This window comes from Paenarthrobacter sp. CAP02, assembly GCF_040137855.1.
Classification (GTDB): domain Bacteria; phylum Actinomycetota; class Actinomycetes; order Actinomycetales; family Micrococcaceae; genus Arthrobacter.
In genome coordinates, this window is the sequence record NZ_JBEEII010000005.1 from 133,361 (window position 1) to 150,272 (window position 16,912).

The following is a 16,912-nucleotide window of genomic DNA, read 5'->3' on the forward strand; positions in this document are numbered from 1 at the left end:
ACGGACATGCAGATGGCACAAACTGGTCAGGCGTTGGGGGCCTCCTACCGCTTCGGCGAGCGGGTGGGCTCCGGCGCGGTAGGCGAGGTCTGGACGGTCACCTCCACGGACGGCCGGACCTTGGCAGCCAAGGTCCTGCGTCCCGAGCACGCCGATGACCCCTCCCTGGTGGAGCGGTTCGTCCGCGAGCGATCGGTGTTGCTCGGCCTGCAGGACTCCCACATCGTCACGGTCCGCGACATGGTGGTTGAAGGTGAACGGCTTGCCATCGTCATGGACTACGTCGCCGGCGGCTCGCTGCGCGACGTGGTTAAGGACGCCGGACCGCTGCCTCCCCAAGACGCCGTGAACGTCGCAGCCGAGATCTTCGATGCCCTGGCGTTTGCCCACTCACGGGGTGTCACGCACCGGGATATCAAGCCTGACAATGTGCTTCTCACCAAGCCGTGGTCCGAGTGTGGGTCCGGGGATGTGCGGGTTTCCGACTTCGGCATCTCCGACGTCGTGGGCGAGAAGATCCGTCAAACGACCGGCCTGATCGGCACACCCCAATACATGCCGCCCGAACTCATCAGCCAAGGCCGTTCCGGGCCCTTGGGCGATGTGTACTCCACTGGGGTTCTGCTTTACGAACTCCTCGCCGGCCGGACTCCCTTCGCCGGTCCTGGTACAGACTTCAGCGTGGCATACCGTCACGTCTCGTCGCGGCCACCACGGATTCCGGTGGAGGACGCCCTGTGGAGTGTCCTTGAGCGGTTGTTGGCCAAGGATCCTGACCAGCGCCCCACAGCCCACGAAGCCGCGGCGACCCTCCGGCGCCTGGCGCCCCGCCTTGCCGGCATCAAACCGCTCCCCGTTGGGGAGGCACCCGAGGAATTCGACGACGTCGAACGTCACGCCACGGTGGTGCGTGGGGCATTTACCGACGACGATCTTGAAGCCTTGGCAACTGCGCCTCCCTCCAGCCTCGATGCCGCAACCCCGGATCTCGGCCAAGCGGGCAACGCCACGATCGTCCGGCCCATGCCACGCCGTGACGAGGTGCCGTCCACCGCCGTCGAACGGTCCGAAGCCCCTGACGCGACTCCTTTCTGGCGGACCCGCAAAGCGCTGCTTCTTGCAGGTGGTGCAGTCCTGTTGATCGTGGCGATGGTGGCTGGTTTCTTCCTCTTGTCCCCCACAACCCAGCAGGCAGCACCTGCGGTTCAAGGCCAACAGCTCTCCGCTCAACTGCAGGACCCGGCCCTGCCGACCGGTCTCACCATTTCACGAAGCGCCACGTATGAACCGTCCTCCGGGCTGGTCCGTTTGACGGTGTCCTACTCGGCGCAGAAAGCACCCCTGTCCGGTGAATTCCTTGAGGTCATCCCGGGGCTGGCGGAGGGAGATACCTGCCCGGCTGCCACGTGGGATGGTGCTGCCGTGAGCCGGAACCAGGCCTCCATCAGCGGCGTGGACTTTGAGTGCGGGTGGAAGCTTTCGGGGGTGGAGGTCCCCGCAGGTGGGTCCGTCCAGACAACTGCCAAGGTGCCGGTGGCACCCGCGGACCAAAAGTCACTCGATGCGTGGGTGCGCTCAGGTTCGGAGGCAACGAAGGCCGCGACCCAGGACCCGGCGGTCAAGGGTACGGCTTACCCCGTGCAACGCCTCAAGGGCGTAGAGGTTCGCACGCCTGCCCGGGTTGTGACGCCGAGCCCGTTGAAGATCACCCTGGTTCCCGTATGGGCGGGCGGTGCCGACGAGTTGAACCCGCTCTACGTGAGTCCTTCGTCGGGCAAACCGTCCCAAATGCTCGCATCGGTGACCGGCGGGGAGAAGGGCCTGCGGTTCGCCGATGGCTGCGGCGGCGCGCTGGCCGTAGACAGCTCGGGGCTCACGGTCACGGCCCTGCAGATCACCCCGCAGTGCACCGTGCGGGCCAGTGTTGGGAACTTCACGGAGCTTCAGTCAGCGCCGTTCGGCATTACGTCCCGGGAGAACGCCGGGGACTAGCTTGCGCGTGAGGGGTTGGCTCTCAAGACTTTCAAGCCAACTAAAGCCACGAGATCCAACCCCTCGCTACCATGGGAATGGAGGCAACCATGGGCAAGTCACCGCAACGAACAAGCAAAAGCACTGACTATGAGTTCGTCACAGTCTGGCGGGTGGCGGGGACCCGCGAGGAAGTACTGGACGTCCTCGGCAACGCTGCGACGCTCAAACAATGGTGGCCCGCTGTCTACCTCACGGTGACGCCGTTGACTCCGGGTGGACCCGACGGAGTTGGCGCCTCGTACGACCTCCACACCAAGGGATGGCTCCCCTACACGTTGCGTTGGCGGCTCACAGTCACTGAACCCGTCACAACCGACGGCTTCGCCCTTACCGCCGCAGGGGACCTCAATGGCACCGGCCGCTGGACCTTCGAGGCCGACGGACCGGAAGTTGTGATCACCTACGACTGGCGGGTCAGCGCGGCCAAGCCGCTTCTTCGCCGGCTCAGTTGGCTCCTCAAACCGGCTTTCTCGGCGAACCATCACTGGGCCATGGCGCGCGGCGAGGAGAGCCTGAAACTGGAGCTCCGCCGTCGGCGTTCCGGTTTGGCCACAGACATACCCGAACCTCCCCAACCCACGTTTGTTCGACGCGCGAGGGGTTAGCTCCCGCGGTTTTCAGAGCCCCTAAAGCCGCGAGATCCAACCCCTCGGCACCGTTGTCCACATAGCAACCCATCCGGTTCCAAGGTGGTTCCGAACTCCCGATAGAATCAAGACGCTGACAACGCCGGCGATCAGAGAATATGGAGGAGGACCCGTGCGCGCATCGCAGACCCGGGCGCCCTTCCATGCATTCCGGTCGGGCATCATCTCCTTGGTGATTGTCCTGTTGGCAGCCGGAGCGCACGTCGCAGGTGGCGGAGAACTCCCCACGGCCCCGGTCCTGATCGCGCTTATCGCGCTGACAGCATTGGCCACCACATTGGCCACGCGGTTCAAACTCAACGTCGTCACTCTGGTCACGCTTTTGGGCGCGGGCCAACTCGCGCTCCACGAGGCCTTCACGGCCCTCGGGCCGATCGTGGCGGCAGCCCCCGGGACCAGCCACCACCTCGGCGCGGAAACCCCGCCCCCGGCTTTGGACATTGCATCAGCCCACGTCCATGAACTCAGCGGCACGTTTGGTGTCCTGATGCTGCTGGCACACGCTGTTGCCGTCGTCGGCTCCGCGATCCTGCTGGCCAAGGGCGAGGATGCGCTTTGGCAGCTGGCTGCATGGTTGCGGCCACTGCTCGCGCTGCCCACTTTGGTGTTCAGGCCCGACGCCGGAGCGTCACCGATCGCCGTCGGCGCGCCTACCGTTTTCATTCCCCGCCCGTGGCGGAACCTCAGGCAAGACAGCAGACGCGGGCCGCCCGCCGTCGTCGCACTTGCCTAGTTCCGCCCGGCACCAACGCTGCACAGCGCGCACAAGCTTTGCATGGTGACGGGCCCCATACCCGTACCCCCGCGCCTTATACAGCGCACCCGAAAGGCAATCCCATGAAGACGTCCTCGCTCCGTCGTACCCTGTCCGCAACCGCCGTAGCCGGCGGAACCGCCGCCCTGATGATGGCTGGCCTCGCGGGAGCATCCGCACACGTTTCCGCCGATCCGAACAAGACCGCCGCCAATTCCTACGCGCTGGTGACGTTCGGCATTCCCCATGGCTGCGACACCTCCCCCACCACCAAGGTGACCATCAATCTGCCCCAGGAATTGACCGACGCCCAGCCCACTGTGAATCCCAACTGGACGGTCGAAAAGGTCAGCGAGACCCTCGCGGAGCCCAAGAAACTGGACGACGGCACCACCATCACCAAGCGCACAAGCCAGATCGTCTACACCGCCAAGACCCCCTTGGACCCACACCTGCGTGACGCCTTGGTTTTGTCAGTGAAGTTGCCGGATGCCGCAGGCAAGACGATCTACTTCCCCACGCTCCAGACCTGTGAGCAGGGGCAGACGGACTGGTCCGAAATCGCCAAGGAGGGCCAGGATGAGCACGAGCTCAAGGCTCCAGCGCCCTCTGTCACCATCACTGCCGCTGATGCCGCGGGAGACCACCACGCGGCACCCGCTGTCTCCACCGAACAAGCATCTGCAGTATCCGACGACGGTTCGCAGGCCCGCAGTTGGGCCGGCCTGATCGCAGGCATTGCCGGACTCGGCCTGGGCGGGGCTGCCTTCTTCCGCAGCCGTTCGGCGAAGCCTGCCGTGGTCAAGGCCGACACCAAGTAGTGCCCCCACGGATTGGCGTCCGGAATATCACGATCCGGACGCCAATCCGTGCTCTTGGCCGTGGCTGAATTGACTCACGTGACGGCCAAAGCAAGGCTGGTGCCCATGTGGACTCAGCGCATCAAAACCGGACTTGTGACGACGACGGCAGCCGCATCATTGCTGCTCCTTGCGGCCTGTGGGCCCAGCCCCAGCCCCTCGGGATCCAGCAGCGCCCCGCCCACCAGCGCAACACCATCGGCGTCGGCTTCGTCCACGCCTTCCCAGACAGCCACGATGTCACCGTCGCCCTCCCAAACAGCCACGTCCGCCGCGCCCGCAGCCCCCGCGCCGTGCAAGGCAGCGTCGCTCACTGCAACAACCGACGCAACCGGCGGCGGAGCAGCAGGCAGTATCTACGAAAAACTGATCCTGACGAACTCGGGCACGGCAAACTGCGTCCTGGAGGGTTTTGCCGGTGTTTCCCTGACCGCAGACGCCAATGGTGATCCAATCGGCGAGCCTGCGACGCGTGAAACCACCACCCCTGTCACCAGGATTGAGCTGGCTCCGGGCAAGTCTGCGTGGGCGGAAATCCGCTACACACAGGCCGGGAATTACGGTGACTGCACCCGGGTTCCGGCGGCAGGATTCCGTATCTACCCGCCCAACGACACTGCGTCCTTGTTCGTGGCCGAACCGCACGATGCGTGCAGCAACGCAGGTATCAAGCTCCTGACGGTCACCGCATTCCAAGCAGTCTGATCATCTTCCCGCGGCTCCGGCTTATTCTGTCGGAGCCGTGGGGCATGATGGAGGAATGCAGGAGCCGCAGGCGTCGCAGGGCGCCATCAGCCGTTTCAGCCAAGCAACCAGGGAATGGTTCTTTGGCGCCTTTTCCGAGCCCACGCCCGCGCAGGATGGCGCCTGGAATGCGATCTCCTCCGGCTCCCACGCTTTGGTGGTGGCACCTACTGGCTCCGGCAAAACCCTCGCCGCCTTCCTGTGGGCGTTGGACCGGCTGCATGCCAAGCCGACGGATACGCTGCCTGGGCTCGAAACGGTTCCAGCCAACGGCAAAGGCCGCGCCAAGCGCCCCAAAACCAAGACCCGCGTCCTCTACATCTCACCGCTGAAGGCCTTGGGCGTCGACGTCGAGCGCAACCTCCGGGCACCGTTGATCGGCATCACCCAGACTGCCAAGCGGCTCGGGCTCCCGGCACCGCTGGTGACTGTGGGAGTCCGCTCCGGAGATACGACGGCGGCAGATCGCCGAACGCTGCTGACCAACCCGCCGGACATCCTGATTACCACTCCGGAATCCCTCTTCCTGATGCTGACGTCCCGGGCCAGGGAAACCCTGAGCGAAGTGGACACCATCATCATCGATGAGGTTCACGCTGTTGCCGGAACCAAACGCGGTGCGCACTTGGCGGTATCGCTTGAACGGCTGGACGCGCAGCTGCCTAAGCCCGCGCAGCGCATCGGCCTGTCTGCGACGGTCCAACCCCGTGAGTTGGTTGCACAGTTCCTTGCGGGCCAGGCGCCCGTGGAAATCGTGGCACCTCCGTCCAAGAAAAACTGGAACCTGACGGTCACAGTGCCTGTTGAGGACATGTCGGACCTGCAGGGTGCGGCAGGGGCCTTCGATTCAGGTCCGGCCTCGGGCCTACAGCCGCAGGCCTCCATCTGGCCGCATGTGGAGGAACAGATCGTGGATCTGGTCCTGTCCAAACAGTCCACCATTGTCTTTGCCAATTCCCGCAGGCTCTCGGAGCGGCTAACGGCCAGGCTGAACGAGATCTACGCCGAACGCCAACTCATGGCAGTGGGAGGCGGAGCGTGGGCGGCACCGAACGACGCCCCAGCAGTGCCGGCATCCACAGCGACTCCCGCCCACATGATGGCGCAGGCAGGCAGCACCACCGGCGCGGACCCCGTCCTGGCCCGCGCACACCACGGCTCGGTATCCAAGGACCAGCGGGCCATGATCGAGGACGACCTCAAATCCGGGAGGCTGCGCTGCGTCGTGGCCACGTCATCGTTGGAGCTTGGCATCGACATGGGCGCCGTGGACTTGGTCATCCAGGTGGAATCGCCGCCCTCGGTGGCCAGCGGCCTCCAGCGTGTCGGCCGCGCCGGGCACCAGGTGGGCGAAATTTCGGAGGGCGTGCTCTTCCCCAAGCACCGCGCCGACCTCCTGCATACCAGCGTCACCGTGGAACGTATGCTCAGTGGCCAGATCGAGCGCTTGAGCATTCCCGCCAACCCCCTCGACATCCTTGCCCAGCAGACAGTTGCCGCCACCGCACTGGGCAGTATCGACGTGGAAGATTGGTTCAGCACAGTGCGTCGGTCTGCGCCGTTCGCGAGCCTACCCCGCTCCGCTTTTGAAGCAACGCTGGACCTGCTGGCCGGGCGTTATCCCTCCGACGAATTTGCCGAACTCCGGCCCCGCATCATTTGGGACCGTCACGCCGGAACCATCGAGGGACGGCCCGGCGCCCAGCGCCTTGCCGTCACTTCAGGTGGCACCATCCCGGACCGCGGGCTGTTCGGTGTGTACATCATCGGCACCGAGGCTGAGGGGTCCTCCTCCCCCCGCAGCGCGGACGGAAGTGAGCCCACCGCGTCGGCCCGTGCTGCGAAGGGCGGCCGCCGCGTCGGGGAACTCGACGAAGAAATGGTTTACGAATCCCGGGTGGGCGACGTCTTCGCCCTGGGTGCCACCAGTTGGAAGATCGAGGACATCACCCACGATCGCGTCCTGGTATCGCCCGCTTTCGGACAGCCCGGCAAGCTGCCCTTTTGGAAGGGTGACTCGCTGGGCCGCCCCGTGGACCTGGGCCGCGCACTGGGCGCGTTCATCCGCGAACTTTCAGCCGCCGACCAGGCGCCCGCCATGGAACGCTGCCAGGCCAGCGGGCTGGATGCCTTCGCTGCCAGCAACCTCCTGCAGTACTTGAGGGAACAAAAGGAAGCCACGGAAATCGTCCCCAGCGACCGCACGTTGGTGGTGGAACGCTTCCACGACGAACTTGGAGACTGGCGTGTAGTCCTCCATAGCCCATTCGGGATGCCCGTTCATGCGCCGTGGGCACTGGCCGTAGGTCAACGCCTGCAGCAGCGGTACGGCCTGGATGGTTCGGCCATGGCAGCGGATGACGGCATCGTGCTGCGCGTCCCCATGATGGAAGACGAACCACCCGGCGCGGACCTGTTCCTGTTCGACCCCGAAGAACTCGAGCAGATCGTCACCACCGAAGTGGGCGGCAGTGCGCTGTTCGCTTCCCGGTTCCGCGAATGCGCAGCCCGGGCTCTGCTGTTGCCGCGCCAGAACCCCGCCAAACGGCAACCACTATGGCAGCAGCGCCAGCGCTCTGCCCAGTTGCTGGATGTCGCCAAGAAATACCCTTCCTTCCCCATCGTGCTCGAAGCAGTCCGCGAGTGCCTCCAGGATGTTTACGATCTCCCAGCGCTCAAAGACATTGCGGCGTCGGTGGAACGTCGTGAGCTCAGGATCGTGGAAACCACCACACAGCAGCCTTCCCCGTTCGCCAAGTCCCTCCTGTTTGGCTACGTGGCCCAGTTCCTCTATGAGGGCGACTCCCCGCTGGCCGAGCGGCGGGCCGCTGCCTTGGCGCTGGACTCCACCCTCCTCAACGAACTCCTGGGGCGGGTTGAGCTTCGTGAACTCCTGGACGCGGCTGTCATTGACCGGACGGAGCTGGAGTTGCAACGGCTTCTGCCTGACAGGCGGGTTCGTGGCGTGGAAGGCGTCGCTGATCTGTTGCGCCTGCTTGGCCCGCTCAGCGTCGAGGAAGTGGCGGAACGGCTTCAAGGACAGGAACAGCCCGAACCCTCCCTGCAGACGGCTCTGGACCAAGCAACGGACCCCGAGGATCCTGACCACGTCGAGGAAGCCCCCGCGGCAGCGCCACACGGCACGGTTACTGACGCCGGCCATCACCTTGCTGCACTCCAGAAAGCTAATCGCGCGCTCAAGGTGACCATTGGCGGCGTCGAGCGCTTTGCTGCTGTTGAGGACGCTGCCCGGCTGCGTGACGCTATTGGCGTCCCATTGCCCATGGGTGTGCCCCTGGCGTTCATCGAGCCGGTCCACGATCCCCTGGGCGACCTCGTTTCACGGTATGCCCGCACCCACGGACCGTTTACTGCGGCCGAGGCTGCCACACGGCTGGGGCTGGGGGTCGCGGTCGTCAATGGCGCGCTGAAGCGACTGGCAGGCGATGGTCGCGTCGTGGAAGGCGAGTTCCGTCCGCATGCGGTGGCAGAACCGCAGGCCGCCGAAGCAACGGATCCCGAACTCATGTCCGTCGATGCACCTCCCGCGAGCGAATGGTGTGATGCCGAGGTCCTGCGGAAACTGCGCCGGCGGTCACTGGCTGCGCTGCGCGCCGAAGTGGAACCAGTGGACACGGCCGCGTATGGTCGGTTCCTTCCCGAGTGGCAAAACGTGACTACACCGGGCAAGTCCCGGAGCCAGGCGTTGCGCGGGCTGGATGGAATCATCACGGCAGTGGACCAGCTGTCCGGCGTGCCCATTCCGGCGTCGGCGTGGGAACCGTTGGTACTCGCGAGCCGGGTGGCGGATTACAAGCCTGCCATGCTGGACGAACTGATGGCCGCCGGGGAGCTCCTCTGGTCCGGAGCAGGGTCGCTGCCCGGGAACGACGGCTGGATCAGCCTCCACGTTGCCGACTCCGCGGAGCTGACCCTCAATCCTTCTCCCGACTTCGAACCGGGAGACGCCCAACAGCGACTCCTGGAGCATTTCAGCGCGGGCGGCGGCTACTTCTTCCGGCAACTCACGGACGTCGCTGGTGGCATGGATACGGTGCTCAGCGATGACGCCGTGGTGACCGCGCTGTGGGACCTCGTCTGGGCCGGGCGGGTAACTGGAGATACATTCGCCCCCGTCCGTGCCATGATCGCCGGCGGGAAGACAGCCCACCGCCAGGTCGCCAAGGCGCCGAGGGCTCGGGCACCACGCATGAGCAGGCTAGGCCGTTCCCACGGGACGGGACTGCTGGGATCTCCCGGCCTCACCGGGGGCCGCTACGGTTCGGTGACGGGCGGCATTGCGCCCGCGCCGCCTTCCGCGGTCGGACGCTGGTCCGCTTTGCCTGCGCCGGAGCTGGACCCCACCATCCATGCCCGGGGCACGGCTGAGCTGCTGCTGGACAGGTACGGCGTCGTAACCCGCGGTTCGGTGATGGCTGAGAACATCCTGGGCGGCTTTGGGCTTATGTACAAAGTCCTTGCACGGCTTGAGGAAGCCGGGCGATGCCGCCGAGGCTACTTCATCGAGCATTTGGGGGCTGCCCAGTTTGCGGTCCCCGCTACCGTGGACCGCCTGCGCTCGTTCACCGAAGACGCCCGCATTTCCAAGGCGGAACCGTCCGCGCTGGCACTGGCTGCCACCGACCCAGCCAACCCCTACGGTGCCGCGCTCCCCTGGCCGGCGCTGTCCGTCGACGCCGGATCGGGCCACCGCCCGGGGCGAAAAGCAGGGGCGCTGGTGGTCATGGTCGACGGCGCGCTGGTCCTTTACGTGGAACGCGGCGGTAAGACGCTGCTCACTTTCAGCCAGGACGAGGGAGTGCTGGCGGTTGCCGCCCAGGCGTTGGTGGACGTGGTGCGGCGGGGAGCCGTGGACAAACTCTTCATGGAGAAGGTCAATGGCCACGATCTCCTGGAAACCCCCATCGCGGTTGCCCTGGCGGCGGCAGGCGCGTACTCAACTCCGAAGGGACTGCGGATCCGTGCCTGAAGGCGATTCCATTTGGCGGGCCGCGTCACGGTTAAACGAAGCTTTGGCCGGGCATGTCATCATGGCGTCGGACTTCCGTGTGCCGCGCTTCGCCACCCTCAACCTGTCGGGTTGGACCATGAAGGAAGTGGTCCCCCGGGGCAAGCACCTGCTCATGCGTCTCGTTGGGCCCGCTGACGAGGCGCCCGGTGCCAGCAGGAGGCCCCGGGAACTGACCATCCATTCCCACCTCAAGATGGAGGGCAACTGGATGATCTACCCACCGGGTGGTCGGTGGACCAAACCCGGCCATACGGCACGCTGCGTCCTGCGCACAGCTGCAGCTGACGCGGTGGGGTTCTCGCTGGGCATCCTGGAAGTTGTGCCCACGGCAGAGGAAGAAAAGATCGTTGGACACCTCGGCCCGGATCTCCTTGGTCCGGATTGGGACGAAGAAGAAGCACTCCGCAGGCTCCGCGCCGAACCGGAGGTCACAGTAGGTTTTGCTTTGTTGGACCAGAGGAAGCTTGCAGGCATCGGCAACATTTACCGCTGCGAAGCGTGCTTTCTCTCCGGTATCCACCCCGCGCTGACGGTGGGTGAGGTGCCCGACCTCGCCAAAACGGTGAAGGACGCCAAACGTCTTTTGGGTGAAAACCTTGGACCTGGCCGCCGGACGACCTTGGGACCGCGCGCCCTGCGGCCCGGCTACTGGGTTTACGGCAGGGAACGCCAGGCTTGCAGGCGTTGCGGCGCCACGGTTCGACGCGGCCTCCTGGCAGGTCCCGACGGAACAGAGGAACGGGACATCTACTTCTGTCCGCGCTGCCAGCCCGCGCCGTAGCCAGCCCAGCCCCTGAGACCGAGGCCCGGCCGGACACCGTATCTCCGTCCCGGCCGGGCGCATCGGTAACCGCCGCGACGACGGCGCACTACGCGCAAGGCCCCGCCGACTACTCCAGGAAGCTCCCCAGCCGCCCCAGCAATAGTCGCCGGACCCGCGCTGCCTGCGCGCCGCCGTCGGACGTTTTTCTACACCGCCCGCCACCATTTCTGGTTGGCGGAACCGGCGCAATCCCATAATTGCAAGCGTGAACCATTCGTAGCAGACCAGTCCGCGACGTCAACGCATTTGTTGGCCTGCGGGTTCACCAAATCCCCCGCGGAGTTGAGTACGAACTGCTGCGCCGCGCTTCCGTTGCAGGCAGTCAGCTGGATCTGGGCGCCGTTGGCGGTGGAGCCCCATGCCACGTCCATGCACTTGTCCAACGTCCGAACGGTCCCGTTGCCCGCAAAAGTCCATTGTTCTGACGCGGCAGTGTCGCAGTCCCACAATTGGAGTGGGGAACCGTCGATGGCCTGGCGTCCGGCGACGTCGATGCATTTGCCCGCGTAACCCTGGATCCGGACACTGGGCGCGGCCGCCGGTGGCGCCGAAGCGGGTGCGAGGTCGTAAACGCGGACGTAGTCCACCAGCATGGTTTGCGGTAACGCCGTGTCCGGATCCGGCGCTCCAGGCCACGTGCCGCCGACGGCGAGGTTGAGCAGGAGGAAGAAATTGTGGTCGAAAGCCCAAGGCCCCGGAACGCTGGCTTTGGTCTTGTGTGAGTAGGCAATGCCGTCGATGTACCAGGTGATGGAATCCGGCCCCCAGTCCACGGTGAAGGTGTGGAACGCGTCTCCCAAAGCTTGGCCGCGGGGCAGGGTATAGCTGGCGTTGACGGAGTTGGCGCCCGAATAGCCTGGACCATGGATGCTGCCCCAGGTGGTTCCGGGTTCCTTGCCGACGTTTTCCATGACGTCGAGCTCGCCGCTGTTGGGCCAGCCATCTGTGAAGACGTTGTCGCCCAGCATCCAAAACGCAGGCCACATTCCTTGTCCTTTAGGCAGCTTCATCCGTGCTTCAAAGCGTCCTTGGTTGCGGCTGAACTTCCCCGCGGTCAATAGCCGGGCCGAGGTGTACTGGCACGTTCCGTAGTGGCAGGTGTAATTGTCCGGGTTTTCTCGGCGAGCAGTGATGGCCATGTTTCCGTTCCCGTCCATGGCTGCGTTGCGGGTGCTGTCCGTGTAGTACTGCAGTTCGCTGTTGCCCCATCCCGACCCGCCCGTATCGTGGAGCCATTTGCTGTTGTCCGGGGCGGTGCCGGCGGGCCCGTTGAACTCGTCGCTCCACACCAGCGCACCGGGAGCCGGCATGCCGGCGGCCGCCAGCGCCGGAGGCTCAGGAGCGATGAGGGTCGCCAGGAGCGTAAATCCGACGATGACCATCACCATAGGTGTGAGTCGTCGCTTCATGACAGCAACTCTGACTGCCTTGCCATTGGGCGCGCAAGGCCTTGGTGCGGCGACACGCCAAATGTCACCCCCAGGAAATAATCAACGCGAAAGTACTTATCAATCCCGTAACGGCGACGAAATGCAGGCGGGAGAAAGTGGAAAGAGGAACCATCGGCTTGGCCCAACAAGTCCATGGCTTAGGGAAATTCCGTTCGCACCTGAATTCCTTCCTCTGAGCATCGACGATGCATGCTCCAGGCGCGTCAGCCGTGTCCTCCCAACTTCGCCCTCAAAGCGTATGGACAGCCTGTCGCGCCTTTGCCTTTTCCCCAGCAGTTACCCGGAGGCTAAACATGGGCATTCACAAGCAGATATTGGTGAGGACCCTTGCGGTCCTCGTGGTTTCCTTTGGATTGATCTACATCAGTTGGCGTTGGTCAGGAACCGTTGCATGGGACGCGTGGTGGATTTCCCTGCCGCTCGTGGCCGCGGAAACGTACAGCCTGGGCGAGTCAACGCTGTACGCCGTCACCATGTGGAATGCACGACGGCGGCCACCGCCCCCGCCTGCCCTGCCGGGCCGGACCGTGGACGTTTTCATCGCCACATACAACGAGCCGCTTGAGCTTGTCCTCAAGACGGCGATTGCGGCCAGGGACATGGACTACCCGCACGAAACGTGGATCCTGGACGACGGGAACCGCAGCGGGTTTGCGAGCGCAGCCCGGCAGATCGGCGTCGGATACATTACCCGTGGTCCCGAGTGGGACGGCCGGCAGCGGTTCGCCAAGGCAGGCAACGTCAACAACGCATTGTCCGTGACCACGGGCGAGTTCGTGGCCATCCTGGACGCGGACCAGGTCCCCGAAGCACGGTTTTTGGACCGGGTCCTGGGCTACTTCGACGCCGAGGAAGTGGCGTTCGTCCAGACGCCGCAACACTTCTGGAATGTTCCGGACCGTGACCCCCTGGGCAGCCAAGCCGAACTGTTCTACGGCCCCATCCAGCAGGGCAAGGACGGTTGGGATGCAGCGTTTTTCTGCGGTTCGAATGCTGTCCTGCGCAGGGAAGCCCTCATGGCCCTCGGCCTGACGCGCTACACCCGGACCGCCACCGAGCACACCTGGAGCGCTTTGCGCAGGGGCCGGTCCCGGCTGCAGGACCTGCACGGGGAACTCGGCCGTCGCCATCCAGCCGCCATGCCGGTGGTGGAGCAGGCCATGGCAGCGGTTACCCAAGCCGAACAACAGCTTCGCCGCGGCGACGTATTGGCTGAGATCACGTTCGAGCTCCGGGTCTCCTTCCATGCCGCAGCGTTGGCTGTTCCGGAGGCCATGGAGGACGTCGTGCCCGAACTCGACGCAGTCCTGGAGTCGGTGGATGTTGCCCACACCGACCAGGCGTTGGCCATCCACCCGATGGACACCACCACCATCACGGAGGACATGGCTACGGCCATGCACCTTCACGCCATGGGCTGGGGCAGCGTTTACCACCACGAGGTCCTGGTGCATGGGTTGGCCCCGGAGGATGTGTCCACCATGCTGTCCCAGCGCCACCGCTGGGCAGCCGGGACCATGCAGGTGTTTTTCAACGACAATCCGCTGTTCCTGCGGGGGCTCACCTTGGCCCAGCGCCTCATGTATCTGAGCACGATGACCAGTTACCTGAACGGGTTTGCCGCATTGAGCTACATCGCGGCGCCGGTGGTGTTCCTGGTGGCCGGCACGTACCCGCTCACTGCGAGTCCGGTGGTGTTCTTCTGCCTGTTCCTGCCGTTTTTCCTTTCCTGCCAGCTCCTGTTCCAGGTGGCAGGCAACGGGTCCAAGGGATTGTGGCGCGGCCAGCAGTGGTCGTTCGCGCTCTTTCCCACATGGATCGCGGCGACCTGTTCCGGCGCTGCCGCGGTCTTCCTGGGCAAGCACCTGACGTTCTCCGTGACGGCCAAAAGCAAGCAGGCGGCAGGACGCGGCTTCCAGCACGTCCGGCTTCAACTGGTGGCGATGGCCGTCCTGGTGGTCTCGTCGGGTATCGGCATAGCGCGCGCAGCTACCGGCGAGGCGCCCCTGTACCCCACGCTCATCACCCTCGCTTGGGTGGCATTGGACCTTGCCTTGCTCAGCGTGGTCATCGGCGCCGCCAGGTACCGGGGCCCTGGAGAGGAACAGGTGGATCCCATGCCCACACCCGATGAACTCCCCAGCGTCCTCAATCCGGCGACGCTCACCCCTCCGCCTGCCAGGCGCTGATCCACACATCCCCATAACGCCGTTCCAACCCCCAGCCAGGAGCGACCATCATGTCCACACTTTCCCGTGTTTCAAACACCCTTTCCTGCATTGACCTGACCGTCACCGGCGCCTTAGACGCAACAACGGTCCTGGGCATTCGCCAGGAATCCGCAAAGGCCGCAACTGACGGGCCCATCCTGGTCCTGCTGGATGTGGCGGCGGTGACGACCGTGGGCGCTTCCGGCGTCGTTGGCCTCCTGGAGGTGTTGCACCTCCTGCGCGCCCGCGGTGGAGACTTGCGTCTTTTCGGCAGCTCCGCAGCCTTGGAAACTACCCGGCTCCAGGCCCATCTGGGGCAAGTCACCCGCATCTATGGAACCCGGGAGGAAGCCGTCGACGGCGGCCTGGGACCAGGGCGCGCACGCCACCTGGCGCCCGGGTTCCGATGGCACAGGCTCTTCCCAAGACGGCGTCGCACCCTGGGGTGGAGCTGACATGGCCCGCGCCACCGCGGTAGCGCCCAGGCCACCACGGCTGAAGCCCGCTCCCCCAGCCTTCGCCGGCCACCCGGACCGCAGACGCAGGAGGGCCAGCCTGGTTGTTCCCTTGCTGGTGACCTCACTGGTGGCTACCGGCCTGGGTTTCGCTTCCAAGGAGGTGGTCCCCGTTGTCCAGGCGTTGTCTCTGTGCAAGGCCGGAGATGCGGCCTCGATTATCCCCAAAGACGGCGTGCTCCTCGGGGTGAACCTGGATTGGAACACCGAAACCCTTGCCGAGCACCGGGCCAATCTGGGGCACGATCCCGCGGTTGTGGTGCAGTTCTCCGACATTCCCTACGACGACCAAACGTGGGCGCACACCACCAACGCCGTGACTCAGGTCCGGGCCGCGGGTGGGGTGCTGCTCCTGACCCTGGAGCCGCACGGCGGCCTGGCGACGATGAGTGACGAGGTGATCGCCAAGTTGGCCACCGACTTACGCGCCATCAACGATCAGGGGACGCCCGTCGTCGTACGTTTTGCCCATGAGATGAACGGCTCCTGGTATTCGTGGGGCCAGCAGCCCACCCGCTACGTGGAGGTCTTCCGCAAGGTGGCGGCGGCGGTGCACGCGCAGGCGCCGGGCACCTCCATGATGTGGGCGCCGAACTACGGGGGTGGCTATCCGTTCACGGGTGGCCAGTACGCGGCCCGTCCGGGCACCCCGGACTTTGCAGCGCTTGATACCAACCATGACGGCATACTCACCATGGCCGACGACACGTATGCCCCCTACTATCCGGGGGATGACGCGGTGGACTGGGTGGGAGTCTCGCTGTACCACTGGGGCAACCAGCGCCCGTGGGGAAACAACGACATTGCTGAACCGGGCAAGTTCCTGGCCATGCTCACCGGAACCTACAGCGGCACGGCTGGCGACGACAGTTCCGTGCCGGATTTCTACCAGGTGTACGGCGTGGACCATAACCGGCCCGTGGCCGTCCCTGAGACCGCTGCGATCTTCACGCCTGCGCGCAGCGGCGCATCGGAGCTGGACGTCAAGCGTGCCTGGTGGCGCCAGGTCTTCTCCGCCGAAACGCACCAAAAGTATCCGCAGTTGAAGATGATCAATTGGTTCGAGTGGAAGAAGTACGAGATCGAGATTAACGACGACGTCGACTGGCGGAGCGCCGGGTCCCCCGCCATCCGCGACGCACTGACCCAAGACTTGCCGGACTGGTTGCGGTACGGCGAGGACGTGCCGGCGTGCCGCTAGGCTGCAGGCGAGGCTTCCGCGGTGGCTGTTTCCCTGCCAGGATCCGAGCCCGGCTCCGGGACTGGCTCGGGCACCATGAACCTGGGCAGCAACACTTGGACGATCGGCCCGATAGCCAGGGCGTAGACCACGGTACCTACGCCCACGGACCCGCCCAGCAGGAGGCCCACAGCCAGGACAGTCACTTCGATGCCGGTGCGGACCAGGCGCACCGACCATCCGGTACGGCGAACCAGCCCGGTCATCAGGCCATCACGGGCACCGGGACCCAAACGTGCGCCGATGTAGCAGGCAGAAGCGATGCCGTTTAGGATCACGGCTCCGGCCAGCATGGCAATCTGCCCGCCCAGGTGTGAGACCGGCGGGATGAGCCAGAGCCCCAGGTCAGCGAACAGGCCCACCAAAACGGCGTTGGCAACGGTACCAATCCCGGGCATCTGCCGCAGCGGGATCCAGAGGAGGAGGACAATAAAGCTGACCGCGATGACCACCACGCCAATGCTGAAACCGGTCTTGGTGGCCACGCCCTGATGGAAAACATCCCAGGGGTCCAAGCCAAGGCCAGCCCGGATGAAAACGGCCAAGGAGATGCCGTACATCGCGAGCCCGATCAGGAGTTGAGTGAGTCTTCGGGTCATCAT

The 16,912-nt window shown here is 65.1% G+C and carries 12 protein-coding genes; 10 read left to right on the forward strand and 2 right to left on the reverse strand.

Features of this window, described 5'->3' with window-relative positions; translation table 11 throughout:
* The first annotated feature begins 12 nt into the window (after window positions 1-12).
* The 7 genes from ABHM97_RS10500 (at window position 13) to ABHM97_RS10530 (ending at window position 10,852) form a co-directional block, all read left to right on the forward strand.
* The gene (locus tag ABHM97_RS10500; RefSeq protein ID WP_349470618.1) at window positions 13-1,992 is read left to right on the forward strand and encodes a serine/threonine-protein kinase; all 1,980 of its coding nucleotides are present in this window, start codon (window positions 13-15) and stop codon (window positions 1,990-1,992) included.
* A gap of 89 nt (window positions 1,993-2,081) precedes the next feature.
* Window positions 2,082-2,639, forward strand: a complete 558-nt coding sequence (locus ABHM97_RS10505) for an SRPBCC family protein (protein ID WP_235519949.1) — start codon at window positions 2,082-2,084, stop codon at window positions 2,637-2,639.
* Window positions 2,640-2,793: 154 nt separating this feature from the next.
* On the forward strand, window positions 2,794-3,414 hold the full coding sequence (locus ABHM97_RS10510) for a hypothetical protein (RefSeq protein ID WP_349470619.1): 621 nt from the start codon (window positions 2,794-2,796) through the stop codon (window positions 3,412-3,414).
* Between the two features lie 104 nt (window positions 3,415-3,518).
* Window positions 3,519-4,256, forward strand: coding sequence for a YcnI family copper-binding membrane protein (locus tag ABHM97_RS10515; RefSeq protein ID WP_349470620.1), 738 nt, complete (start codon window positions 3,519-3,521; stop codon window positions 4,254-4,256).
* 105 nt (window positions 4,257-4,361) lie between these two features.
* Complete coding sequence (locus tag ABHM97_RS10520; protein ID WP_349470764.1) at window positions 4,362-5,000, forward strand: DUF4232 domain-containing protein; 639 nt, start codon at window positions 4,362-4,364, stop codon at window positions 4,998-5,000.
* A gap of 55 nt (window positions 5,001-5,055) precedes the next feature.
* Window positions 5,056-10,029 carry an Lhr family helicase gene (locus ABHM97_RS10525; protein ID WP_349470622.1) on the forward strand — a complete coding sequence of 1,658 codons (4,974 nt, stop codon included), beginning with the start codon at window positions 5,056-5,058 and terminating at the stop codon, window positions 10,027-10,029.
* Complete coding sequence (locus ABHM97_RS10530; RefSeq protein WP_349470624.1) at window positions 10,022-10,852, forward strand: DNA-formamidopyrimidine glycosylase family protein; 831 nt, start codon at window positions 10,022-10,024, stop codon at window positions 10,850-10,852. The genes ABHM97_RS10525 and ABHM97_RS10530 overlap by 8 nt, the downstream gene beginning before the upstream one ends.
* A 188-nt stretch (window positions 10,853-11,040) precedes the next feature.
* Here ABHM97_RS10530 and ABHM97_RS10535 read toward each other — a convergent pair whose 3' ends face one another.
* Complete coding sequence (locus ABHM97_RS10535) at window positions 11,041-12,303, reverse strand: ricin-type beta-trefoil lectin domain protein (protein ID WP_349470625.1); 1,263 nt, start codon at window positions 12,301-12,303, stop codon at window positions 11,041-11,043.
* Between the two features lie 335 nt (window positions 12,304-12,638).
* On the opposite strand from ABHM97_RS10535, the gene ABHM97_RS10540 reads away from it, so the two are divergent.
* Genes ABHM97_RS10540 through ABHM97_RS10550 form a run of 3 tightly spaced genes read left to right on the forward strand, consistent with a single transcriptional unit; the run spans window position 12,639 to window position 16,271 of the window.
* Entirely contained in the window at window positions 12,639-14,534 is a 1,896-nt protein-coding gene (locus tag ABHM97_RS10540; RefSeq protein ID WP_349470626.1) for a glycosyltransferase family 2 protein, read from the forward strand.
* A gap of 50 nt (window positions 14,535-14,584) precedes the next feature.
* Window positions 14,585-15,010 carry an STAS domain-containing protein gene (locus ABHM97_RS10545; protein ID WP_235519939.1) on the forward strand — a complete coding sequence of 142 codons (426 nt, stop codon included), beginning with the start codon at window positions 14,585-14,587 and terminating at the stop codon, window positions 15,008-15,010.
* Window position 15,011: 1 nt separating this feature from the next.
* Window positions 15,012-16,271, forward strand: coding sequence for a glycoside hydrolase family 26 protein (locus ABHM97_RS10550; RefSeq protein ID WP_349470627.1), 1,260 nt, complete (start codon window positions 15,012-15,014; stop codon window positions 16,269-16,271).
* Here the strand turns inward: ABHM97_RS10550 and yczE are convergent.
* Complete coding sequence (yczE, locus tag ABHM97_RS10555) at window positions 16,268-16,912, reverse strand: membrane protein YczE (RefSeq protein ID WP_349470628.1); 645 nt, start codon at window positions 16,910-16,912, stop codon at window positions 16,268-16,270. The two genes, ABHM97_RS10550 and yczE, sit on opposite strands and share 4 nt — an antisense overlap.